General features: G+C 41.7%; 21 protein-coding genes. 19 read left to right on the forward strand and 2 right to left on the reverse strand.

Features of this window, described 5'->3' with window-relative positions; genetic code table 11:
- Window positions 1–5: 5 nt before the first annotated feature.
- From rapZ to whiA, 3 genes are read left to right on the forward strand one after another with little or no spacing between them, the layout of a single operon-like run.
- On the forward strand, window positions 6–896 hold the full coding sequence (rapZ, locus tag ADM50_RS07685; RefSeq protein ID WP_000163039.1) for an RNase adapter RapZ: 891 nt from the start codon (window positions 6–8) through the stop codon (window positions 894–896).
- Window positions 893–1,870, forward strand: coding sequence for a YvcK family protein (locus ADM50_RS07690; protein ID WP_049485174.1), 978 nt, complete (start codon window positions 893–895; stop codon window positions 1,868–1,870). Before rapZ ends, ADM50_RS07690 begins: the two co-directional genes overlap by 4 nt.
- Entirely contained in the window at window positions 1,867–2,778 is a 912-nt protein-coding gene (gene whiA / locus ADM50_RS07695; RefSeq protein WP_049485175.1) for a DNA-binding protein WhiA, read from the forward strand. The genes ADM50_RS07690 and whiA overlap by 4 nt, the downstream gene beginning before the upstream one ends.
- Window positions 2,779–2,809: 31 nt before the next feature.
- On the opposite strand, the gene ADM50_RS07700 is transcribed toward whiA, so the two are convergent.
- Window positions 2,810–3,778, reverse strand: a complete 969-nt coding sequence (locus ADM50_RS07700; protein WP_049485177.1) for an NAD(P)/FAD-dependent oxidoreductase — start codon at window positions 3,776–3,778, stop codon at window positions 2,810–2,812.
- Between the two features lie 136 nt (window positions 3,779–3,914).
- Here ADM50_RS07700 and cdaA point away from each other — a divergent pair, with 136 nt between their 5' ends.
- The 9 genes from cdaA to ADM50_RS07750 all read left to right on the forward strand — a co-directional run bounded on the left by cdaA (window position 3,915) and on the right by ADM50_RS07750 (window position 12,714).
- Window positions 3,915–4,772, forward strand: a complete 858-nt coding sequence (gene cdaA, locus ADM50_RS07710; RefSeq protein ID WP_049485179.1) for a diadenylate cyclase CdaA — start codon at window positions 3,915–3,917, stop codon at window positions 4,770–4,772.
- A complete protein-coding gene (locus ADM50_RS07715) occupies window positions 4,759–5,556 on the forward strand; it encodes a CdaR family protein (protein ID WP_049485181.1) in 798 nt (265 codons plus the stop codon). Before cdaA ends, ADM50_RS07715 begins: the two co-directional genes overlap by 14 nt.
- Window positions 5,557–5,586: 30 nt before the next feature.
- A complete protein-coding gene (gene glmM, locus ADM50_RS07720; protein ID WP_049485211.1) occupies window positions 5,587–6,939 on the forward strand; it encodes a phosphoglucosamine mutase in 1,353 nt (450 codons plus the stop codon).
- 73 nt (window positions 6,940–7,012) lie between these two features.
- Window positions 7,013–7,387 (forward strand): DUF1149 family protein, encoded by a 375-nt coding sequence (locus ADM50_RS07725; protein ID WP_001050092.1) that lies wholly within the window; start codon window positions 7,013–7,015, stop codon window positions 7,385–7,387.
- 2 nt (window positions 7,388–7,389) lie between these two features.
- A complete protein-coding gene (locus ADM50_RS07730) occupies window positions 7,390–8,238 on the forward strand; it encodes a DegV family protein (protein WP_049485183.1) in 849 nt (282 codons plus the stop codon).
- Between the two features lie 39 nt (window positions 8,239–8,277).
- Complete coding sequence (gene dapB / locus ADM50_RS07735) at window positions 8,278–9,045, forward strand: 4-hydroxy-tetrahydrodipicolinate reductase (protein ID WP_049485185.1); 768 nt, start codon at window positions 8,278–8,280, stop codon at window positions 9,043–9,045.
- The gene (locus ADM50_RS07740; protein WP_080983088.1) at window positions 9,042–10,241 is read left to right on the forward strand and encodes a CCA tRNA nucleotidyltransferase; all 1,200 of its coding nucleotides are present in this window, start codon (window positions 9,042–9,044) and stop codon (window positions 10,239–10,241) included. Before dapB ends, ADM50_RS07740 begins: the two co-directional genes overlap by 4 nt.
- On the forward strand, window positions 10,238–12,106 hold the full coding sequence (locus ADM50_RS07745) for an ABC-F family ATP-binding cassette domain-containing protein (protein WP_049485187.1): 1,869 nt from the start codon (window positions 10,238–10,240) through the stop codon (window positions 12,104–12,106). Before ADM50_RS07740 ends, ADM50_RS07745 begins: the two co-directional genes overlap by 4 nt.
- The gene (locus ADM50_RS07750) at window positions 12,103–12,714 is read left to right on the forward strand and encodes a hypothetical protein (RefSeq protein WP_049485189.1); all 612 of its coding nucleotides are present in this window, start codon (window positions 12,103–12,105) and stop codon (window positions 12,712–12,714) included. The genes ADM50_RS07745 and ADM50_RS07750 overlap by 4 nt, the downstream gene beginning before the upstream one ends.
- Window positions 12,715–12,767: 53 nt before the next feature.
- Here ADM50_RS07750 and ADM50_RS07755 read toward each other — a convergent pair whose 3' ends face one another.
- A complete protein-coding gene (locus ADM50_RS07755) occupies window positions 12,768–13,961 on the reverse strand; it encodes a cation diffusion facilitator family transporter (RefSeq protein ID WP_049485191.1) in 1,194 nt (397 codons plus the stop codon).
- A gap of 156 nt (window positions 13,962–14,117) precedes the next feature.
- On the opposite strand from ADM50_RS07755, the gene ADM50_RS07760 reads away from it, so the two are divergent.
- The 7 genes from ADM50_RS07760 to yaaA all read left to right on the forward strand — a co-directional run bounded on the left by ADM50_RS07760 (window position 14,118) and on the right by yaaA (window position 23,574).
- Window positions 14,118–15,728 carry a hypothetical protein gene (locus tag ADM50_RS07760; protein WP_049485193.1) on the forward strand — a complete coding sequence of 537 codons (1,611 nt, stop codon included), beginning with the start codon at window positions 14,118–14,120 and terminating at the stop codon, window positions 15,726–15,728.
- Between the two features lies 1 nt (window position 15,729).
- Window positions 15,730–16,761 carry an acyltransferase family protein gene (locus ADM50_RS07765; protein ID WP_049485195.1) on the forward strand — a complete coding sequence of 344 codons (1,032 nt, stop codon included), beginning with the start codon at window positions 15,730–15,732 and terminating at the stop codon, window positions 16,759–16,761.
- The gene (locus ADM50_RS07770; protein WP_049485196.1) at window positions 16,754–17,740 is read left to right on the forward strand and encodes a glycosyltransferase family 2 protein; all 987 of its coding nucleotides are present in this window, start codon (window positions 16,754–16,756) and stop codon (window positions 17,738–17,740) included. The genes ADM50_RS07765 and ADM50_RS07770 overlap by 8 nt, the downstream gene beginning before the upstream one ends.
- Before the next feature lie 210 nt (window positions 17,741–17,950).
- A complete protein-coding gene (locus tag ADM50_RS07775) occupies window positions 17,951–20,647 on the forward strand; it encodes a cation-translocating P-type ATPase (RefSeq protein ID WP_049485198.1) in 2,697 nt (898 codons plus the stop codon).
- A gap of 104 nt (window positions 20,648–20,751) precedes the next feature.
- Window positions 20,752–21,162, forward strand: a complete 411-nt coding sequence (locus ADM50_RS07780; RefSeq protein WP_044020458.1) for a peptide deformylase — start codon at window positions 20,752–20,754, stop codon at window positions 21,160–21,162.
- 11 nt (window positions 21,163–21,173) lie between these two features.
- Window positions 21,174–22,769 carry a hypothetical protein gene (locus ADM50_RS07785; RefSeq protein ID WP_049485199.1) on the forward strand — a complete coding sequence of 532 codons (1,596 nt, stop codon included), beginning with the start codon at window positions 21,174–21,176 and terminating at the stop codon, window positions 22,767–22,769.
- 76 nt (window positions 22,770–22,845) lie between these two features.
- The gene (gene yaaA / locus ADM50_RS07790) at window positions 22,846–23,574 is read left to right on the forward strand and encodes a peroxide stress protein YaaA (RefSeq protein WP_049485200.1); all 729 of its coding nucleotides are present in this window, start codon (window positions 22,846–22,848) and stop codon (window positions 23,572–23,574) included.
- Window positions 23,575–23,599: the final 25 nt, after the last annotated feature.

Below are 23,599 nucleotides of genomic sequence, written 5' to 3' on the forward strand. Positions count from 1 at the left end.
GATAGATGACAAAGAAACAACTTCACCTGGTGATTGTGACAGGGATGAGTGGCGCAGGGAAAACGGTAGCCATTCAGTCCTTCGAGGATTTGGGATATTTCACTATTGACAATATGCCACCAGCCCTCTTGCCAAAGTTTTTGCAGTTGGTAGAGACCAAGGATGATGACCACAAACTGGCCTTGGTAGTCGATATGCGGAGCCGTTCCTTCTTTTCAGAGATTCAGGCTGTTTTGGATGAATTGGAAAACCAAGACGATTTGGACTTCAAAATTCTCTTTTTAGACGCAGCAGATAAGGAATTGGTGGCACGCTATAAGGAAACTAGAAGAAGTCACCCTCTAGCTGCTGATGGTCGGATTTTAGATGGCATCAAGCTGGAACGTGAACTCTTAGCACCTTTGAAAAATATGAGTCAAAATGTGGTGGATACGACAGAACTCACTCCGCGTGAACTGCGTAAAACCATTGCTGAGCAATTTTCAGACCAAGAACAAGCCCAGTCTTTCCGTATCGAGGTCATGTCTTTTGGATTCAAGTATGGTATCCCTATTGATGCAGACTTGGTCTTTGATGTCCGTTTCTTGCCAAATCCATACTACCTCCCTGAACTCCGTAATCAGACAGGTGAGGATCAAGCAGTTTATGACTATGTGATGAATCATGAAGAGTCTGAAAGTTTTTATCAGCACTTACTCGCCTTGATTGAGCCCATTTTGCCAAGTTACAAAAAAGAAGGAAAGTCTGTTTTAACCATTGCAGTAGGATGTACAGGTGGACAACACCGTAGTGTGGCCTTTGCCAAGCGCATAGCTGAGGACCTTGCTAAAAACTGGCCTGTCAATGAAAGCCATCGTGACAAAGACAGAAGAAAGGAAACGGTAAACCGTTCATGAGAAAACCAAAGATAACTGTAATTGGTGGAGGAACAGGTATCCCCGTCATTTTGAAAAGCTTGCGAGAAAAGGATGTTGATATCGCAGCCATCGTAACGGTAGCTGATGATGGTGGATCTTCTGGTGAACTAAGAAAGAATATCCAACAGCTGACACCACCAGGAGATCTTCGCAATGTCCTGGTAGCTATGTCGGATATGCCTAAATTTTATGAGAAGGTTTTTCAGTACCGCTTTTCAGAAGACGCTGGTGCTTTTGCGGGTCATCCTCTAGGAAATATCATTATAGCAGGACTTTCTGAAATGCAAGGCTCTACCTACAATGCTATGCAATTACTCAGTAAGTTCTTTCACACAACAGGAAAAATTTACCCATCAAGCGATCAGCCTTTGACACTGCATGCAGTCTTTAAAGACGGTTCTGAGGTGGCAGGTGAGAGCCACATTGCAGATCATCCAGGCATGATCGACCATGTCTATGCGACCAATACCTTGGATGATGAAACACCGCAAGCCAGCCGTCGAGTAGTCAATACCATTCTCGAGAGTGACATGATCGTCTTGGGTCCTGGTTCCCTCTTTACATCGATTTTGCCCAATATCGTGATCGAGGAGATTGGGCAGGCTCTCTTGGAGACCAAGGCAGAGATAGCCTATGTCTGCAATATCATGACCCAGCGTGGGGAAACAGAGCACTTTTCAGACAGTGACCACGTGGAAGTCCTCCATCGTCATCTAGGTCGGCCTTTTATTGATACAGTCTTGGTCAATATTGAAAAGGTTCCTAGAGAATACATGGATACCAACCGTTTCGATGAATATTTAGTACAGGTAGAACATGATTTTGCTGGTCTTTGCAAGCAGGTTCCTCGTGTGATTTCATCCAACTTCCTTCGTTTGGAGAATGGAGGAGCCTTTCACGATGGGGATTTGATTGTGGATGAATTGATGCGAATTATACAGGTGCGAAAATGAGTTTTACAGTTGCAGTAAAAGAAGAAATTCTTGGTCAGCACCATCTCAGTCGTCATGAACTATCAGCCATCATCAAGATGTCAGGTAGTATTGGTCTCTCGACTTCGGGTTTGACCCTGTCTGTTGTGACTGAAAATGCCAAGTTGGCTCGGCACCTTTATGAGTCCTTTCTCCATTTTTATGAAATCAAGTCAGAGATTCGTCACCATCAGAGAAGCAATCTTCGCAAGAACCGTGTCTATACGGTCTATACTGATGAGAGAGTGCAGGAGCTTTTAGCTGATTTGCGACTTGCGGATTCCTTCTTTGGTTTGGAAACAGGCATTGATCCTGATATTTTAGCAGATGAGGAGGCTGGACGTGCTTACTTATGTGGGGCCTTTCTGGCAAATGGTAGCATCCGAGATCCTGAGTCTGGCAAGTACCAGTTGGAGATCAGTTCTGTTTATCTGGACCATGCCCAAGGATTGGCCTCTCTCCTTCAGCAGTTTTTGCTGGACGCCAAGGTTATTGAGCGAAAGAAAGGTGCAGTCACCTATCTCCAACGTGCAGAGGACATCATGGATTTCTTGATCGTGATTGGGGCCATGCAGGCGCGTGATAATTTTGAGCGCGTCAAGATTTTGCGTGAAACCCGTAATGATCTCAATCGAGCCAATAACGCTGAAACAGCCAATATTGCTCGAACGGTTTCTGCTAGTATGAAGACTATCAACAATATCAGTAAAATCAAAGATCGAATGGGTTTGGAAAATTTACCAGTGGATTTGCAAGAGGTAGCACAGTTGCGGATCCAGCACCCAGACTACTCTATCCAGCAGTTGGCAGATAGCCTGACCAATCCCCTGACCAAGAGTGGTGTCAACCACAGACTCAGAAAAATAAACAAGATTGCTGATGAACTATAGAACCACGAATCGTTGATCCGTGGTTCTTTTCTTATAAACTGGTTGAGTGTTTGGGTTGTACTTTTTGCTCAGGGTCGATGTAGTTAATGGCATTGTTAACAGCAGTTGGTGCTTCTCCAAGTCCAGTGGCAATCAAGTCAATCTTTCCTTCATAGTAGCAGCAGTCGCCGATAGCATAGATACCTGCTTGGCTGGATTCTTGTTTGCTGTTGACGATAATCTTGTGGCGATTGAGGTCCAGTCCCCAGTTTTTAAGATTTCCGACAGAAGACTTGAAGCCGTAGTTGACAAAGAGGTGGTCTAAGTCAATCGTTTCTGCTTCATCCGATTTGACTTTGGTGATTTCCAGTTTATCGAGTGTTTTTCCATCTCCAAGGAGTTGGCTAGGAACGAATGGTGTCTTGATAGCCACAGATGATTCTTGCAGGGCTTGCACACTGTGTTCCAAGGCACGGAAGTTATCTCGACGGTGAACGAGAGTGGTTGGGGCAATCTTTTCGAAAGCCAATGCCCAGTCAACTGCTGAGTCCCCTCCACCAAGGATGGTCACTTTCTTACCAGCATATTGCTGGATGTTGGCAACGTGGTAGTGGATATTTTCATAATTTTCGACGCCATCTAATTCGAGCGGACGCGGTTTAAAGGCACCACCACCCATGGCAATGATGACGGTTTTAGTCAGGTGGCTTCCCTTGTTGGTTGTAATGCTAAATCCCTCATCTTGTTTCTCAATCTCAAGAACGGTTTCGTTGAGGTGAACAGGTGTGTCAAAGCCATCTAGCTGCTCAAGTAAACGCTTGGTTAACTCTTCTCCAGTTAAGTTTGGAAAACCTGGCACATCAAGGATTTGCTTTTCAGGGTAGAGGATGGCAGGCTGACCACCGAGCTGGGGAAGAGAGTCGATGATTTGGACTTTAGCTTGGCGTAGGTGGGCGTAAAAGGCAGCAAAGAGGCCGACAGGACCGCCCCCTACAATGGTAATATCGTAGAGTTGAGACATGATTTCTCCTTCGTTTTTTCTAGTCAGTTTATTGTATCATATTTTTGCTTAATTTAAAATGAAGTAGGATGGGGAAAAAATGAGCAGAAAATGGTATAATAGTACGGAAAGTGTTTTGACAGGGAGGAGGCCAGGGATGAATTTTCAACAATTATCCAATTGGCAATACTGGACAAGTTTGTTTTCAAGTCCTTGGACGATAGTCATCAATCTGATTGATATTTTGATTGTGACTTATATTTTGTACCATTTTACCAAAGCGATTGCAGGGACTAAAATCATGATCTTGGTTCGGGGAGTTTTGGTCTTTATTCTAGGCCAGATTCTGTCCAATATGATTGGCTTAACGACCATTTCATGGTTGATCAATCAGATTATCACCTACGGGGTCATCGCAGCGGTGGTTATCTTCTCGCCAGAGATTCGGACTGGTTTGGAACGATTGGGGCGGGCGACAGATTTCTTTTCCAATGCTCCAATTAGTGCGGAAGAGCAAATGGTCCGTGCCTTTGTCAAATCAGTCGAATACATGAGTCCGCGTAAGATTGGTGCTCTGGTTGCTGTTCAGCGAGTGAGAACCTTGCAGGAATACATCTCAACTGGGATTCCTCTAGATGCGAAAATCTCCTCTGAGTTATTGATTAATATCTTTACTCCCAATACTCCCTTGCACGATGGTGCGGTCATTGTTAGAGAAGATCGGATTGCCGTAACTTCAGCCTACCTACCTCTGACTGAAAATACTGGGATTTCCAAGGAGTTTGGGACACGCCACAGGGCGGCGATTGGTTTGTCAGAAGTATCAGATGCTCTTACCTTTGTGGTTTCTGAGGAAACAGGTGGAATCTCAATCACCTATAATGGAGTCTTTAAGCATGATTTGACCTTGGAAGAGTTTGAAGCTGAATTGAGAAGAATCTTGCTTCCAGCATCAGAGGAAAAGCACGGTCTGAAGGAGCGTTTGTTAGGAGGATTGAAACATGAGAAAAAATAGTCTTTATATTATTTCATCCTTCTTTTTTGCCTGCATCCTCTTTATCTACGCTACTTCAATAAACTACCAGAATAGCAACAGTGCCAGACAGGTGCGGACGGAAACCTACACCAATACGGTTCTTAATGTCCCAATCGATATTCAGTATGATAGCGACCAGTACTTTATCAGTGGTTTCACATCTGAAGTGACAGTCTTCCTGACTGGATCAAATAGGGTTGCTTTGGCGAGTGAGATGCAGGAAAGCACTCGGAAATTCAAGGTCAAAGCTGACTTAACCAATGCCAGTGTAGGAACCATCGAAGTTCCTCTAACCATTGAAAATTTACCGAGTGGTTTGACGGCTGTTGCAACTCCGCAAAAGATAACAGTCAAGGTCGGTAAAAAAGCAAAACGAGATAATGTAATCGTTGTGCCAGAGATTGACCCTAGCCAGATTGATTCTCGTGTGAAAATTGATACAGTCACTGTGTCAGATGAAAAAGTAACAGTTATTAGTGACGAGGAGACTCTCTCTAGAGTAGATCGAGTTATTGCCATCTTGCCGACGAGTGAACGGATAACAGGTAACTATTCTGCCTCTGTTCCACTACAAGCAGTTGACAAAAATGGGAATGTCCTACCAAGCGTCATTATGCCATTTGACACTACAATGAAAATTACAACCAAAACAGTATCGTCTAGCTCGAGTTCTTCGTCAGTGACCTCGTCAACGGGCTCTTCAACCAGCAGTTCGTCTTCAACGAGTTCAGAAACAAAACCAGACTTGTCTAAACAAGAATAAACAAAAAAGTAGAAAAGGATGATTAACAACATGGGTAAATATTTTGGGACCGATGGAGTCCGTGGAGAAGCAAACGTAGAACTGACGCCAGAATTGGCCTTTAAATTGGGACGTTTTGGTGGTTATGTTCTTAGCCAACATGAAACGGAAGCCCCTAAAGTCTTTGTAGGACGTGATACACGTATCTCAGGAGAAATGCTAGAATCTGCCTTGGTGGCAGGTCTTCTATCAGTAGGGATTCGCGTCTACAAACTCGGTGTCCTTGCAACACCAGCAGTAGCTTATTTGGTTAAAACTGAGGGAGCTAGTGCAGGTGTCATGATTTCCGCTAGCCACAATCCAGCCCTTGATAATGGAATTAAGTTCTTTGGTGGGGATGGCTTCAAACTTGATGATGAAAAAGAAGCAGAAATTGAAGCCTTGCTAGATGCTACAGAAGATACTCTTCCTCGTCCAAGTGCCGAAGGCTTGGGAACCTTAGTGGACTATCCAGAAGGTTTACGTAAGTATGAAGGCTACCTTGTTTCAACTGGAACTCCTCTTGAGGGAATGAAAGTGGCCTTGGACACAGCCAACGGTGCAGCGTCTACAAGTGCTCGTCAAATCTTTGCAGACCTTGGGGCTCAAATAACTGTTATCGGTGAGACACCAGATGGTCTTAATATCAACTTGAATGTGGGTTCTACACATCCAGAAGCTCTTCAAGAAGTGGTCAAAGAAAGCCAGTCAGCTATTGGTTTGGCCTTTGACGGGGACAGTGACCGCTTGATTGCTGTCGATGAAAATGGCGACATCGTCGATGGTGATAAGATCATGTACATCATCGGGAAATACCTTTCTGAAAAAGGCCAGTTAGCTCAAAACACCATCGTGACAACGGTCATGTCTAACCTTGGTTTCCATAAGGCTTTGGATAGTGCTGGCATTAACAAGGCAGTGACTGCAGTTGGAGATCGATATGTTGTCGAAGAAATGAGAAAATCAGGCTATAACCTTGGTGGTGAACAATCAGGCCACGTTATCTTGATGGATTACAATACAACTGGTGATGGTCAATTATCAGCTGTCCAATTGACTAAGATCATGAAAGAAACAGGTAAGAGCTTGTCTCAACTAGCATCAGAAGTGACGATTTACCCACAAAAACTGGTCAATATCCGAGTGGAAAATGCCATGAAAGAAAAAGCCATGGAAGTACCAGCTATCAAAGCAATCATCGAAAAGATGGATGAAGAGATGGCAGGCAACGGCCGTATCCTTGTCCGCCCAAGTGGAACAGAACCCCTCTTGCGTGTCATGGCAGAAGCCCCAACAACAGAAGAAGTGAACTACTATGTAGATACGATTGCTGCTGTGGTTAAAGATGAAATCGGAATTGACTAAAGCCTAGAAAACTAGATGAAATGATAAAAATGTGGTACAATTGCATAGTAAATTGTAGCAATGGGAGAGAAAAATGAATCTTAAACGAGAACAAGAATTTGTTAGCCAGTATCACTTTGATGCTCGTAACTTTGAATGGGAAAATGAAAATGGAGCTCCTGAAACCAAGGTAGACGTGAACTTCCAGTTACTCCAACATGACCAAGAAAACCAAGTGACTTCGCTTGTTGTTATCTTGAGCTTTATGATTGTCTTTGACAAATTTGTCATCAGTGGAACGATTTCTCAAGTTAACCATGTGGAAGGTCGAATTGTCAACGAACCAAGCGAATTTAACCAAGAAGAAGTCGAAACCTTGGCACGTCCATGTTTGAACATGCTCAACCGTTTGACGTATGAAGTAACAGAAATCGCCTTGGATCTTCCAGGGATCAATTTGGAGTTTTAGTCATGAAATTAGCTGTCATTACAGATTCTTCAGCCTATTTAGAGGAGAAGACGCTGCAAAGAGAGAATCTATTTATCTTGGATATTCCTGTCAATATTGATGGGGAGGAGTATGTTGAAGGTGTCAATCTGACTGCTGAGGAATTTTATCAAAAAATGGCTCAGTCTGCAGAATTGCCTAAAACTAGTCAACCAAGTATTGCCAAATTGGATGAGATTCTAAGTTCCTTGAAAGATGAAGGCTATACCCATGTCTTGGGACTCTTTCTTTCGTCAGGAATTTCAGGCTTTTATCAGAACATCCAATACATGTTGGATGAGTATGATGGCTTGACCATTGCCTTTCCAGATACCCATATCACAAGTTCCCCTTTAGGATTTATGGTAGAGAGTGCCTTTGAATGGGCAGAACAGGGTGATGATTTTACTCAGATTCAGGAGAAATTGGCTATCCAAATTGCTGATAATTCAGCCTTTATCATAGTAGATGACCTCGACCACTTGGTTAAAGGAGGACGTTTGTCAAATGGGGCAGCCGTCTTAGGGAATCTCCTCAGTATCAAGCCTATCCTTTACTTTAATGACCAAGGAGTGATTGAAGTTTACGAAAAAGTTCGTACAGAAAAGAAAGCAATCAAACGTTTGGTGGAAGTCATCAAGGAGTTGACAAAAGATGGGGATTACCGTATAACAGTCATTCATGGGGACGCTCCTCAAAAGGCAGCGGATTTACGTCAGCTTTTGATGGAGAGTGGTGTGACTGCTGAGATTCCAATTGATACCTTTGGTAGTGTCATTGGGACTCACCTTGGAGAAGGTAGTATCGCCTTGAGCTATACACCAATCGTCTAAATTGTTCTTACAAGTTTTGTATCTTAGTCAGGAGTAGAGATGAGTATTCGAGTAATTATTGCCGGTTTTAAGGGAAAGATGGGCCAAGCTGCTTGTCAGATGGTCTTGGCTGATCCAGACTTGGACTTGGTCGCAGTTTTGGATCCTTTTGAGTCTGAGTCAGAATGGCAGGGAATTCCTGTCTTCAATGATAAGGCTGACTTGGCTGGTGTTGAAGCGGATGTCTGGGTGGATTTTACTACACCAGCCGTTGCCTACGAAAATACACGCTTTGCTCTTGAAAATGGCTTTGCTCCAGTAGTTGGAACAACAGGATTCACTAGTGAAGAAATTACAGAACTAAAAGCATTTTCCCGTGAACAAGATTTGGGTGGCTTGATTGCCCCTAACTTTGCCTTGGGAGCTGTCTTTCTGATGCAATTTGCGGCGCAGGCTGCCAAATATTTCCCAAATGTGGAGATTATCGAGCTCCATCATGACAAGAAAAAAGATGCTCCGAGTGGAACAGCTATAAAAACAGCTGAGTTGATGGCAGAAGTTCGAGAGTCTATCCAGCAAGGTGCGCTTGATGAGGAAGAATTAATTGCGGGTGCTCGTGGTGCTGACTTTGATGGCATGCGTATTCACTCGGTTCGTCTACCAGGCTTGGTAGCCCATCAGGAAGTCATCTTTGGCAATCAGGGAGAAGGATTGACCCTTCGTCATGACTCCTATGATCGCAGCTCCTTCATGACAGGGGTCAATTTGGGAATCAAAGAAGTTGTCAAGCGTCATGAGCTTGTCTATGGATTAGAACACTTATTATGAGATTAACGCAAATGCCTTCTGAATTTCAGAAGGCTTTACCAGTATTAGAAAAAATTAAAGAAGCAGGATTTGAAGCCTATTTTGTTGGAGGCTCTGTCCGAGATGCTATCCTCAATCGTCCCATCCATGATGTGGATATTGCGACTTCATCCTATCCAGAAGAGACCAAGCAGATTTTTCCGCGAACAGCTGATATCGGAATCGAGCACGGAACTGTCTTGGTTTTAGATGGTGACGAGGAGTATGAGGTAACCACCTTTCGGACAGAGGATGTCTATGTAGACTATCGCAGACCCAGTGCGGTTTCCTTTGTGCGTTCGCTAAAAGAGGACCTCAAACGTCGTGATTTCACAGTTAATGCCTTTGCTTTGGATGAGACAGGCGAAATTATTGATTTGTTCCATGGTCTCAAAGATCTGGAAAATCAAGTCTTGCGAGCAGTTGGAGTGGCTAGTGAGCGTTTCAACGAAGATGCTTTGCGGATTATGCGTGGTTTCCGTTTTCAGGCCAGTCTCGGTTTTAAACTTGAGCCAGAAACTTTTGTGGCGATGAAGACTTTAACGCCGCTTTTGGAGAAAATTTCTGTAGAGCGCACCTTCGTTGAGTTTGATAAGCTCTTGCTGGCACCTTTTTGGCGAGTTGGTCTTTCTTCCATGATTGAGAGTCAAGCTTATGATTATCTCCCTGATATGGAAGACAGTCGAGAAAAGCTTCAAAAATTGTTTGATTTAGAGGCGGACTTCACCTTTGAGTCTTCCGAACAAGCCTGGGCGGCTCTCTTGTGGGTACTGGAAATTGAGGATGCTCAGCCATTTTTGAAGCATTGGAAAACCTCACGTCAATTTGCCAAGCAGGTTCAGGATTTGCTGACTATTTTGGCTCTACGAGAAGAAGGAGAGTTGAGCAAGCGTGATTGTTACCGTTTTGACTTGGATTCCCTTCTACAAGCTGAACGTCTTCGTCAGGCCCAAGGAAAAGCAGTCAACCCACAAACCATCAAAGAAACTTACCATAGTTTGACCATTCATGACAAGAAAGAAATCCAGATTAACGGTGGTATTTTAATCAAGGAATATGGTTACCAGCCAGGACCAGACTTGGGAGAAATTTTAACAGAGATTGAATATGCCATTGTCGATGGAGAGTTGGAAAATGACCGTGATGCCATTCATGCTTACCTGAGGGAGAAAAGATGAGTGATTTTATCGTTGAAAAACTAAGCAAATCCGTTGGTGACAAGACCGTTTTTAAGGATATTTCTTTTATTATCCATGATTTGGACAGGATTGGTCTGATTGGTGTTAATGGAACGGGTAAGACAACCCTTTTGGACGTCCTTTCTGGCACTTCTGGCTTTGATGGGGACGTCAGCCCCTTTTCAGCTAAGAATGATTATCAGATTGGCTACTTGACTCAGAATCCAGATTTTGATGATAGCAAGACGGTCTTGGATACGGTTCTTTCCAGCGACCTCAAGGAAATCCAGTTGATTCGTGAGTATGAACTCCTCATGCTCGACTATAGCGAGGACAAGCAGGCTCGTTTGGAACGGGTCATGGCTGAGATGGATTCTCTTCAAGCCTGGGAAATCGAAAGTCAGGTCAAGACCGTTCTCAGCAAGTTGGGTATTCAGGATTTGTCGACTCCAGTTGGTGAATTGTCAGGTGGTCTGAGAAGACGGGTCCAGTTAGCGCAAGTTCTCCTAGGCAACCACGACCTCTTGTTACTAGACGAGCCGACCAACCATCTGGACATTGCGACCATCGAGTGGCTGACCCTCTTTTTGAAAAATTCCAAGAAGACGGTTCTCTTTATCACCCATGATCGTTATTTCCTAGATGCACTGTCAACACGAATTTTCGAGTTGGACCGAGCAGGCTTGATCGAGTATCAGGGCAATTACCAGGACTATGTTCGCCTTAAGGCGGAACAAGATGAGCGTGACGCTGCTCTCCTTCACAAAAAAGAACAACTCTACAAACAAGAATTGGCCTGGATGCGCAGACAACCACAGGCACGTGCGACCAAGCAACAAGCCCGTATCAATCGTTTCCACGATTTGAAAAAAGAAGTTTCAGGTGGCGTTGCTGAAACAGACTTAACCATGAACTTTGAAACCAGTCGGATTGGGAAAAAAGTCATCGAGTTGCAGAATGTTTCCTTCGCCTATGAAAACAAGCACATTTTACAAGATTTTAACCTCTTGGTGCAAGCCAAGGACCGTATCGGTATCGTTGGGGACAACGGTGTTGGGAAGTCAACCCTGCTTAACCTCATCGCAGGAAGTCTTGAGCCGACAGCAGGGCAAGTTGTGATTGGGGAAACCGTTCGTATCGCTTATTTCTCTCAACAAATCGAAGGCTTGGATGAAAGCAAACGGGTCATCAATTACCTGCAGGAAGTAGCAGAAGAGGTTAAGACTAGTGGTGGTTCTACGACTTCCATCGCTGAGTTGCTAGAGCAGTTCCTCTTCCCACGTTCGACCCACGGAACCTTGATTGAGAAGTTATCAGGTGGCGAGAAAAAACGCCTCTATCTTCTCAAATTGCTTTTGGAAAAACCAAATGTTCTTCTCTTGGATGAGCCGACAAATGACTTGGACATTGCAACTTTGACAGTTTTGGAGAATTTCTTGCAAGGTTTTGCAGGGCCAGTATTGACAGTTAGCCACGACCGTTATTTCCTTGATAAGGTAGCGACCAAGATTCTCGCTTTTGAAGATGGAAAGATTCGTACTTTCTTTGGTCATTACACCGACTACCTTGATGAAAAAGCCTTTGAAACTGATATGGTCAATCAAGTGCAAAAGGCCGAAAAGGAGAAAGTGGTCAAGGTCCGTGAAGACAAAAAACGCATGACCTACCAAGAAAAGCAGGAGTGGGCAAGCATTGAAGGAGATATTGAAGCCTTGGAAAATCGTATCGCTACCATTGAAGAAGAAATGCAGGCAAATGGCTCTGACTTTGGTAAACTAGCAATGCTTCAGAAAGAGCTAGACGAGAAAAACGAAGAACTTCTTGAAAAATACGAACGCTATGAATATTTAAGTGAGTTGGCATGATGGAAGAAAAAGTCATTAAACGTAGTCCCAAGAAAATCATTTGGAATGCCTTGTTTGGCCTAGCTTCGGTGCTTTTCTTCTTGTTATCTCTCTATTATCTCCATTCGTATTCGCAAAAGGGGACGGGACTTCATACGGTAAGTCTTTTGTTGATGCTGTTTGTACTTTTTTGTGCTGGAGTAGTTATTTATCAGACATACAGACTGTTGAGTTCCGATAAGGAATATTTGAGATGTACAGTTAAGGGGTTTTACTACAAACCGAATCCAAAGAAACCCAGTCATTTCTATGCTTGGGCTGATGTAGAGGAATTTTCCTTCTCTCGGATTCGAGGGAAGTACAGGGACTCCTATCGGATTGAAGTTTTTTTTAAGAATAACGAAAATGTGAAATCCCAATCACCTCTAACTCTACTGAAGAGAAGGTGTCTCCCTTTTCATCCGTCAGCAGACTTAATTATCCCTATCTTTCTACTAGATGTAGGTCTTCCTGAAAGGGTATACGAGACCATGAAGTACTATGAAAGAGAATGGCGCATCGAGCAAAATCGTCAAGCAAGAAAAGAGGCAAAACAAGCTTTGAAAAGCAAATCTTCCAAACTGTCATAGTCTGTCTTTGCTTAAAGTAGCATAATCAAAAAGGCCCTATCCACTGGATAGGGTTACTCTTTGTCTTCTTTTTTTGTTTCCTGATGGAAGATATTTTGCCAAGTTTCATGTCGACGCCAGATACTGGTGTGGACGATACCATCTAACTCATAGCAAATGAGCTTGGTTTTTTGACTAATGGAAGTGATTTGAATGTCCTTAATCGCAGCACTAAGTTCTTTTTCGGCTTGATAAGCCTCTTTATCCATCTGCTCTCCATCTTGACGGATATAGAGAAAGTCCTCAGCAAGGAGTTCTTCTAGCTGATTCCCTTGGTCAATCAATTGCTCGCGCATGAGTAGTTTTTTATAGACATTGTCCAAAATTTCGTCTTCAGGTATAGGAGCAGGTTCGATGTGGATATCGGTATCAAAGACTCCAAATCGTTCTTCTAGCATAGACTCAACCTGATCTGCAATCTCGTGACTTTCATAGACTGATAGATCGGGATTCATCTCCAGCGTGATATCAAGGTAGATATTGCTACCGTAGGTGCGACCTCTTTGGGACTTAACCTTACTAATCTTTGGAATCTCCATGATGGCCTTCTGGTAGTCCTCTAGCAGACGGTCGTCAAAACCATCTGAAAGACTAAAGGAAGACTCGATAAAGATATCATAGGCTGTCTTTAAGATAAAGAAAGTGATGATGATAGCGACCAGTTTATCCACGATTGGATAATTAAAACTGCTGGCTAGGATGGCAATGGAAGTCCCAAGCGAGGTGACAGCATCGGAAAGATTGTCCTTGGCGGCAGCCTTAAGGGCCTTGGATTTGGATTTCTTACTGAGGCGAGTATTATAGAGATAAACTGCGAACATGACTGCCGCAGAGACGACTCCGAGAGTTGCACCTAGAGGGTCAATAACCGTCTGTTCCCGACTGAGAATTTTTTGAATGGTGTCACGAAGCACATCAAAACCAACATAGAACATGATGATGGAAGTAATCAAACTAGCCAAATCTTCAATCTTCCAGTGACCAAAGCGATGGTCACGGTCTGCAGGCTGGCGCGCCATCCGAATACCGATCAGAAGAGCAACATTTCCGATAATATCGGATACGTTGTTGAAACCATCCGCTACCAAACTGGAAGACTGTAGGAGGTGGCCAGTCGCTAATTTTGCCGCAGACAAGAGGAGGTAGGTTGAAATACTGATAATGGCTCCACGTTCTGCCAATTTGAGATTTGACATGGATTGGTTCATCGGGCTTCCTTTCTAGTCATTTAGTATTCTACCATTATACTGGTTTTCAAAGGAAAATTCAAACGATATAGGCTTACAAGGTTGGAGGTGAGCTAGTTTTTTATAAGGAAATATGGTAGAATTGAAGGGTAATATTTATTCGAAAGAGATCTTGTAATGATAAATAAAAATATGGTCAGTAGGCTACTTAGTTTAATTTTTTTATTTTTGCCATTTTTATTTTTTTATCTCTATATATCATTTAGAGGTTTTGAATATCCTGTTGTAGATGATATCATGGTAAACCAAACCATATTATCTGGGGAAAATATGTTACTACCCTACATAGGAATTTTATTATCTTCAGGTTTGGTTTGGCTTCAACAAATGGTTACAAACTGGAATATTTATTTTATTTTTTTAGTTAGTATTTACTGTATTAGTTTTGGTGTCTATGCTATCTTTTTTTATAAGAAAAAACTGTATCTTTTGCTTCCAATTGTGTTTTTAGCCCAATTGATACTTATTAAATATTTTTCTTTTTCCGTTATCGCATATTTATCAGCTACAGCAGCAACTTTTTTACTATTTGACAAAAGGTACATTTCAGGACTATCACTATTATTCATTGGTTTATCAATTAGGCCTCAGATTATATCTAGCTTTATTTTACTGTTATTCCCTTTTCTGCTCTTTGAATGGATAGCTTCTAAAAAAAGAAAAGAAATTGTTTTATTATTTAGCGTTATTTTACTGATTTTTGCTTCCAATAAACTATATACACTAGGGAAAGCTGACGTACAGGAGTATTTGACATGGAATGCCCTAAGTACGAATTTGAGAGATTATCCTGCTATTGATTATCAAATACATGCGAATGAATTTGAAGCTTTGGGAGTAAGTGAGAATGATTTGAATGTCTCCACCTACTGGTTATTTGCTGAAAAAAAAGCCTTAAGCAATACTCTTTTAACAAACATTCAATCTGTTCGTTCCCTCTCAGAGAAATACTCGTTTAATCTGCCTCAGATGATATCAGATTTTTTTAAGAATAGTATACTGACAACCTTCTCTTTAATATTGATTAGTTGGTTCTTGATTTTTAATCCTAAGAAGCTATACGGATGGTTTGTACCGATTTCCCCATTACTTTTAATTGGAGCTCTCTTTGTTAGACAGAGGGTAGTAGAGCGTGTGTATATTCCTCTAATAGTATGTTTCTTAGTAGTATTTATTTTCTATGCTCGATCATTTTATGAAAAAAGACGTTTATTTGATAAGAGGAAGGTGTTCCTTAGCTTACAAATAATGGGAATACTAGGAGGAGCAGTATGGATAAATCAGCTTGGACAAGAACTGTATTGGTTTCCCTATATTCAATCGTCAGTAGTCTCAGAGTACCAAAATCTTGTACAGAGGAATTCGGATAAACTTATTGTTTTTGGTGGATATGGCACTTTGGTTTCTTCACAGCCTACATTGTCAACTTTTAAATTAAGATCCAATCAGTTAGTGACAAATACAACTACATTAGGAAATTGGCAAACTTTTTCTCCTCATTATTATGAACAAATGAAACGATACGGAGTTGAAGAACCTGAAAATCTGTTGTCTTCTGCAATCAACAATCAGAATATTCTCTTCTTTTGGTCCACTTCCTCAGGGAATATGGATAGTGTTAAAAAAATTATGAAAGAACATTATCAGAAGGATGTTTACTTTGAGGAAGTTGAATCTGTCACTTCAGATATGAGCGTTTATCGTTTAAAATTAGGAACAGGAGGATAGTATGAAGAACCGAATTGGTTACATAGATATGTCTAAAGGGTTAGCGATTATATTAGTTATCATTGGACATAGTAGCTTCGTTCCAAATAATGCAAAGTTGCTTCTCTATTCATTCCACATACCGTTGTTCTTTTTCTTATCTGGTTTTACTTTGAATGTTAGAAAATACGAAACCTTCTCAGGCTATTGTTTAAATAAGGTAAAGAGTTTAGTTATTCCTTTTTTCTTGCTAAATAGTTTTGTTTTTCTGTTTCAACTTTTTGTTATGTACCCTGATCAGGTTCTGAGTTTTGATATTCTTCATTTTATAAAACAGTTACTGATTTCAGATCGTTTGCATATTTATTTTCAATTATGGTTTTTGAATGTGATGTTTTTGGCTCATGTTTTCAGTTACTTTATTTTAAAGAGAAGATGGAATTTGGGTCAGTGGCTGATAATAATCCTATCTCTCTTGGTTTTAGTCTATCTCGGACAGAAGGTATATGAGAGGGAGTATTATTTAATTTGGAATATTGATTTAGTTCCTGTTGCTCTGATTTTTATCTTGCTGGGAGTATGGACTAAGAATAATTTACATCAATTAGAAAAGTATTTTTCAATTTACTTTTTACCAATAGGACTTATTCTTACCAATTATAGTAGTAAACTAAACTATCGAGTGAGTGGCTATCAAATTGTTGATTTGTATTATCAGCAAATTGGGAATCATTTCTTATTTTATGTGGCAGCTATTTCAGGAATTTGGAGTGTTCTTATATTTTTTAAAACACTTCCAGAGAGTTCCATTTTGAAATCAATCGGACAAAAAACGTTGATTTATTATGGAGTACATTCGCCGATAGTTCTGGTTTTGGTAGAAAAATTAGTCAAAGAGTTGTCTACTAAATATACTGGAATTTTTGTTAATCAATATATAACGACAGTTTTTGTAGCCATATTGACAATTTTGGGCTGTGAATTGATAGTCAGGATGTTTAGAGGAACTAACTTTCCTTTTGGGATAAAAAGATTAGGAGAAAGAGATGAGTAGACACAAGCCAATTTTATATATAGTTGTTCCATGTTATAACGAAGAGCAAGTCTTACCACATACTAATCCAATGTTTGTTGAAAAAATTGAACAATTAATAAAGAAAGAAGAAATCCACCGCCATAGTAAAATTATGTACGTAAACGATGGTAGTAAAGATCGAACTTGGGAACTGATAGAAAGTTATGCTAAATCTATCCCTTCTGTGGTTGGTGTATCGCAAAGTCGTAACAGAGGTCATCAAAGTAGTGTACTTGCAGGTATGTATGAGGCCATTCAGTTTGCTGATATTGTCATTACCATTGATGCCGATGGACAAGATGATATCAATTGTATGGATAAAATGATTGAAGAATATAAAAGCGGTTCTGAAATTGTCTACGGTGTACGTGATAACCGTGATACGGACTCTGCTTTTAAACGAATTACAGCTGAAGGTTTTTATAAAGTTTTACGCCTATTTGGAGCAGAAGTCGTTTTTAATCATGCTGACTATCGATTGGTTTCTAAAAGATTCTTGAAGGAATTAGAAAAATTCACTGAAGTCAATCTTTTTCTTCGTGGTTTAATGCCTTTAGTTGGTTTTAAATATTCTTACGTTTCATATAAACGCCATGAACGAATTGCTGGTGAGAGCCATTATCCCCTATCTAAAATGCTTGGTTTGGCTATGGATGGTATTACTAGTTTATCAATCAAACCGATAAGGTTGATTACAAGTCTGGGAGTCCTGACATCACTCTTTAGTTTTTTATTAATTATTTGGGTTGTATGGAGTAAGTTTGCTGGTACTGTCGTGGCTGGATGGGCGAGCACCTATGCAATAGTTAGCCTACTTGGTGGAGTCCAATTGATTAGTTTGGGTGTAATTGGTGAGTATGTTGGAAAAATTTATATGGAAACAAAACGTCGTCCTAGATACATTATCAGTGAACGTACTTTTGATTCAGAAAGTGTTTCATCTGATTTAAACCCTTGAAAATTGTTCAAATTTTGATATAATAGTACTACTCAAGGGAGTAGCTGGCAGAAACCTGTGATAGTGTCGTCATTCCGAATTGTATACTGAAAAGTATGTTTTCCGGCACTATCTTAAACAGCGAGACTTGTTATGATTAACAGGTCTCTTTTTGTTTGTCATAAAACTAAAAGAGAACTTGTTTTGCACACAATGTCAAGGAGGAGACACATGTCAAAAGAACAAAAACGCCAAGCGTTTTACACTCAGAGTCCTGAAGAGGTCTTGAAGTCAGTTGAAGCAACTGAACAAGGTCTCTCGTCTAGCGAAGCGCAGAAACGCCTAGCTGAATATGGACGCAATGAACTGGAAGAGGGTGAGAAAAAATCTCTCCTAGTCAAGTTTATTGAGCAATTTAAGGATTTGATGATTATCATCCTAATTGCTGCGGCTATCTTGTCCGTCATAACTTCTGGTGGGGAAGATATCGCAGATGCCATTATTATTCTGGCCGTGGTTATCATCAACGCTGCCTTTGGTGTTTACCAAGAAGGAAAAGCAGAAGAAGCCATCGAAGCCCTCAAGTCTATGTCTAGTCCAGCTGCTCGCGTTATTCGTGATGGGCACATGGCTGAGATTGATTCCAAAGAATTGGTGCCAGGTGATATCGTAGCTCTCGAAGCTGGTGATGTAGTGCCAGCAGACCTACGTTTGCTAGAAGCTAATTCTCTTAAAATCGAAGAAGCAGCTTTAACAGGCGAGTCTGTTCCAGTTGAAAAAGACTTGACAGTCGAGCTCGCTGCAGATGCTGGTATTGGTGACCGTGTCAATATGGCCTTTCAAAACTCAAATGTGACTTATGGTCGTGGTCTTGGTGTTGTTGTCAATACAGGTATGTACACTGAAGTGGGTCATATCGCTGGCATGCTCCAAGATGCGGATGAGACGGATACACCTCTCAAACAAAACTTGAACAACCTTTCTAAGGTCTTGACCTATGCAATTTTGGTCATTGCCCTTGTTACTTTTGTTGTTGGTGTCTTCATTCAAGGAAAAAATCCACTTGGTGAGTTGATGACCTCTGTTGCGCTTGCTGTTGCAGCCATTCCAGAAGGACTCCCAGCTATCGTAACCATCGTTCTTGCCCTTGGTACTCAAGTTTTGGCCAAACGAAACTCTATCGTTCGTAAGTTACCAGCAGTTGAAACGCTTGGTTCGACTGAAATCATCGCTTCTGATAAGACTGGTACGCTTACCATGAACAAGATGACAGTCGAGAAAGTCTTCTATGACGCAGTCCTACATGACTCAGCTGATGACATTGAACTTGGCTTGGACATGCCACTACTTCGTTCAGTTGTCTTGGCCAACGATACCAAGATTGATGCTGAAGGAAACCTGATCGGGGATCCAACAGAAACAGCCTTCATCCAGTATGCCTTGGACAAGGGTTACGATGTTAAAGGATTTTTAGAGCAATATCCTCGTGTAGCTGAGTTACCATTTGACTCAGATCGTAAACTCATGTCAACGGTTCATCCATTACCAGATGGTAAATTCCTCGTAGCAGTCAAGGGGGCTCCAGATCAACTTTTGAAACGTTGTGTTGCTCGTGATAAGGCTGGAGATGTTGCTCCGATTGATGAGAAAGTTAATGACTTAATTCACACAAACAACTCTGAAATGGCTCACCAAGCCTTGCGTGTTCTTGCGGGTGCGTATAAGATTATCGATAGCATTCCAGAAAACCTGACTTCTGAAGAGCTTGAAAACAACTTGATCTTTACTGGATTGATTGGAATGATTGACCCTGAACGTGCCGAAGCAGCAGAAGCTGTTCGTGTCGCTAAGGAAGCGGGAATCCGTCCAATCATGATCACTGGTGACCACCAAGATACAGCGGAAGCCATTGCCAAACGTTTGGGAATCATCGATGAAAATGACTCGGAAGACCATGTCTTGACTGGTGCTGAACTCAACGAACTGTCAGATGAAGAATTTGAAAAAGTCGTTGGTCAATACTCTGTCTACGCGCGTGTATCTCCAGAACACAAGGTTCGTATCGTCAAGGCTTGGCAAAAACAAGGTAAGGTTGTTGCTATGACAGGTGACGGTGTTAATGATGCGCCAGCTCTGAAAACAGCCGATATCGGTATCGGTATGGGAATCACTGGTACAGAGGTTTCTAAGGGGGCTTCTGACATGATTCTTGCAGATGATAACTTTGCGACCATTATCGTCGCAGTTGAAGAAGGACGCAAGGTCTTCTCAAACATTCAAAAGACTATTCAGTACTTACTTTCTGCCAATACTGCTGAAGTATTAACTATCTTCTTATCAACCTTGTTTGGTTGGGACGTCTTGCAGCCAGTTCATCTTTTGTGGATCAACTTGGTAACCGATACCTTCCCAGCTATCGCTCTTGGTGTTGAACCTGCTGAGCCAGGTGTTATGACCCACAAACCTCGTGGACGTAAGTCAAGCTTCTTCTCAGGTGGTGTTTTGAGTTCTATCATCTATCAAGGTGTACTCCAAGCAGCTATTGTTATGAGTGTTTATGGACTTGCAATTGCTTACCCAGTTCATGTGGGTGACAATCATGCCATTCATGCGGATGCCCTTACTATGGCCTTTGCAACCCTTGGTTTGATTCAACTATTCCATGCCTACAATGTCAAGTCTGTTTACCAATCCATCTTGACAGTTGGCCCATTCAAGTCTAAGACCTTTAACTGGTCCATCTTGGTATCCTTCATCCTTCTGATGGCGACCATCGTTGTAGAACCGCTTGAAGGTATCTTCCACGTAACCAAACTAGACTTATCGCAATGGGGTATTGTTCTAGCTGGAAGCTTCTCAATGATACTTATCGTCGAAATCGTCAAGTTTGTTCAACGTAAACTTGGTCTTGATAAGAATGCGATTTAAAAAGAAAGTCATCTTCGGATGGCTTTTTTTGCATTTGAGGAGAATGGTTAGAAGTCGCTCCCTTTTGTGCTATAATAAAGTAAAATAGCAAGGAGTGAAAGAGAATGGAAAAGAAAATTGTCCTAGATGCCTTATTTTTGTCGCAGGTCTCAAAACCTGCAAGTCAGGAAGACCTTTATCTGGCTAGAGATTTACAGGATACCCTGCTGGCTAATCGCGAAACCTGTGTCGGTCTAGCGGCTAATATGATTGGCGTGCAGAAGCGCGTGATTATCTTTAATCTTGGCTTGGTTCCCATGGTCATGTTTAATCCCATTCTCCTTTCTTATAAAGGACCTTACGAGACCGAGGAAGGTTGTTTGTCCTTGACTGGTGTTCGAACGACGACTCGTTATGAAACGATTACGGTTTCCTATCGTGATAGTAAGTGGCAGGAGCAGACCATTACGCTAACAGGTTTTCCAGCTCAGATCTGCCAGCATGAACTGGATCATTTGGAAGGACGGATTATTTAGGAGGAACTCAGATGAAACGCATACTATTTGAACTTGTTTTTATCGCAACGACTTGGTATATCTTTTTACCGCCCTTCAATCTGACTAGTTGGGAATTCATCTTCTTTCTCTGTGGGCATCTGGTGGTGATGGGGATTTTGTTTAGTTTCCGAAAGGATACCAATCTCCTCAAAACTGTTCATGTACGCCATGGCAAGGCTGCCAAAGATCTCAATCTAGAAGGATTCCTTTTTACCAAACTTAGTAGAGGATTGTTTCTGACTGCAGGTATCATTTTTGCCCTTGCTGGTCTGGTAAGCCTGGTAACCTCTAGCTTTTTCCAAGCAAAAAATTATGCTAATGTTGTGTCCATCACAGAAAAAGACTTTAAAGATTTTCCTAAGAGTGATACCAGTAAGGTTCCAATCCTAGATCGGAGCACTGCAGAGAAGATTGGAGACCGTTATCTAGGCTCTCTGACGGATAAGGTCTCCCAGTACGTAGCAGCAGATACTTATACCCAGCTGACGGTTGATGGCAAACCTTATCGAGTGACTCCTTTGGAGTATGCCGACCCGATCAAATGGTTTAATAATCAGTCCAAGGGAATTGGCGAGTATATCAAGGTTGATATGGTGACAGGAAATGCGGAATTGGTGGATTTAAAAACGCCCATGAAGTATTCAGACTCTGAGTATTTTAATCGTGATGTCAAACGTCATCTTCGAATCAAGTACCCAACCAAGATTTTTAAAACGCCATCCTTTGAGGTGGATGATGAAGGCAATCCCTTCTATGTAGCAACCGTTTATCAAAAACAGTTTGGTCTAGGAGTTCCTCGTCCTTCATCTGTTATTATCTTGGATGCCACCAATGGAGAAACCAAGGAATACAGCTTGGATGAAGTCCCAGAATGGGTGGATCGTGTCTATCCAGCTGAAGAAACCATCGAGCAAATCAATTACAACGGCAAGTATAAAGACGGCTTCTGGAATGCCTTGATTTCTAAGAAAAATGTTACCCAAACGACTGAGGGCTATAACTATCTTTCTATCGGAAATGACATTTATCTCTACACTGGGGTGACTTCAGCAAATGCTGACGAAAGTAATCTAGGATTTATCCTTGAAAATATGCGTACTGGTGAAATCACCAAGTACAATCTAGCTTCAGCAACCGAAGAATCTGCCCGTGCTTCTGCAGAGGGAGCAGTGCAAGAGAAGGCCTACAAGGCTACCTTCCCTATCCTTGTTAATCTCAATGACAAGCCTCTTTATATCATGGGCTTGAAAGATAACGCAGGCTTGGTCAAGGAGTATGCATTGGTCGATGCCGTGGAGTACCAAAACGTCATCGTATCAACTACGGTAGATGAACTCCTCAGCAAGTATGCCAATAAAAATGACCTCGAGTTGGATAATGAAACGGTAGAAAACATCAAGGGTATCGTCTCAGACCTTAAATCAGCTGTCATCAAGGGTGATACCGTCTATTTCTTTAAAGTTGATGGCAAGATTTATAAGGTCAAGGCTTCAGTGTCAGACGACCTTCCTTACCTCGAAAATGGTCAATCCTTTGAAGGTCAAGTTGGAAAAGATAATTATCTCAAGACCTTTAAAGTCAAGTAAAAGAAACCTCGGTATGAACCGAGGTTTTTAAGATGAAATTCTTGGTAGTGGTTGAAAAATATGCTACACTAGCAATATGAAAATTTTAATCCCAACAGCCAAAGAAATGAACACAGACCATCCTTATATTAATGCGCTCCCTTTGAGGGAAGAAAGTCAGGCAGTCCTTGACTCACTGGCGCACTACTCAGCTAGTGAATTAGAAAGTTTTTATAAGGTATCTGCCGAGAAAGCAGAAGAAGAGTACGGCCATATTCAAGCTTTAAAAGATCACAGGGCTAAAAATTATCCAGCCTTGAAACTTTTCGATGGTCTCATGTATCGTCACATCAAACGAAATGGGTTAACCGAGGCTGAACAAACCTATCTTGAAAATCATGTCCTGATTACCTCGGCTTTATACGGTGTTGTCCCCGCCTTATCTCCCATGGCTCCTCACCGTTTGGACTTTCTGATGAAGTTAAAAGTAGCTGGTAAGACTTTAAAGAGTCATTGGAAGTCAGCCTACGATGAGGCCCTACAAGATGAGAACTTGCTATTCTCCCTCCTATCATCAGAGTTTGAAACCGTATTTTCTAAGGAAATTAGAGAAAAGATGGTGACCTTCAAATTTATGGAGGATAAGGCAGGTCAGTTGAAAATCCACTCAACTATTTCAAAAAAAGCCCGTGGCGCCTTTTTGACCGCCTTGATAGAGGGGCAAGTCCATACAGTCGAACAAGCTCGCAAGCTCAGTTTTGCCGGCTTTGGCTACCGACCTGATTTATCAAGTGAATTAGAACTCGTCTTTGTGAAACAAGCATAAAACCAGCTCATTCGAGCTGGTTTTT

This window comes from Streptococcus oralis (assembly GCF_001075675.1).
Classification (GTDB): Bacteria; Bacillota; Bacilli; order Lactobacillales; family Streptococcaceae; genus Streptococcus; species Streptococcus oralis_V.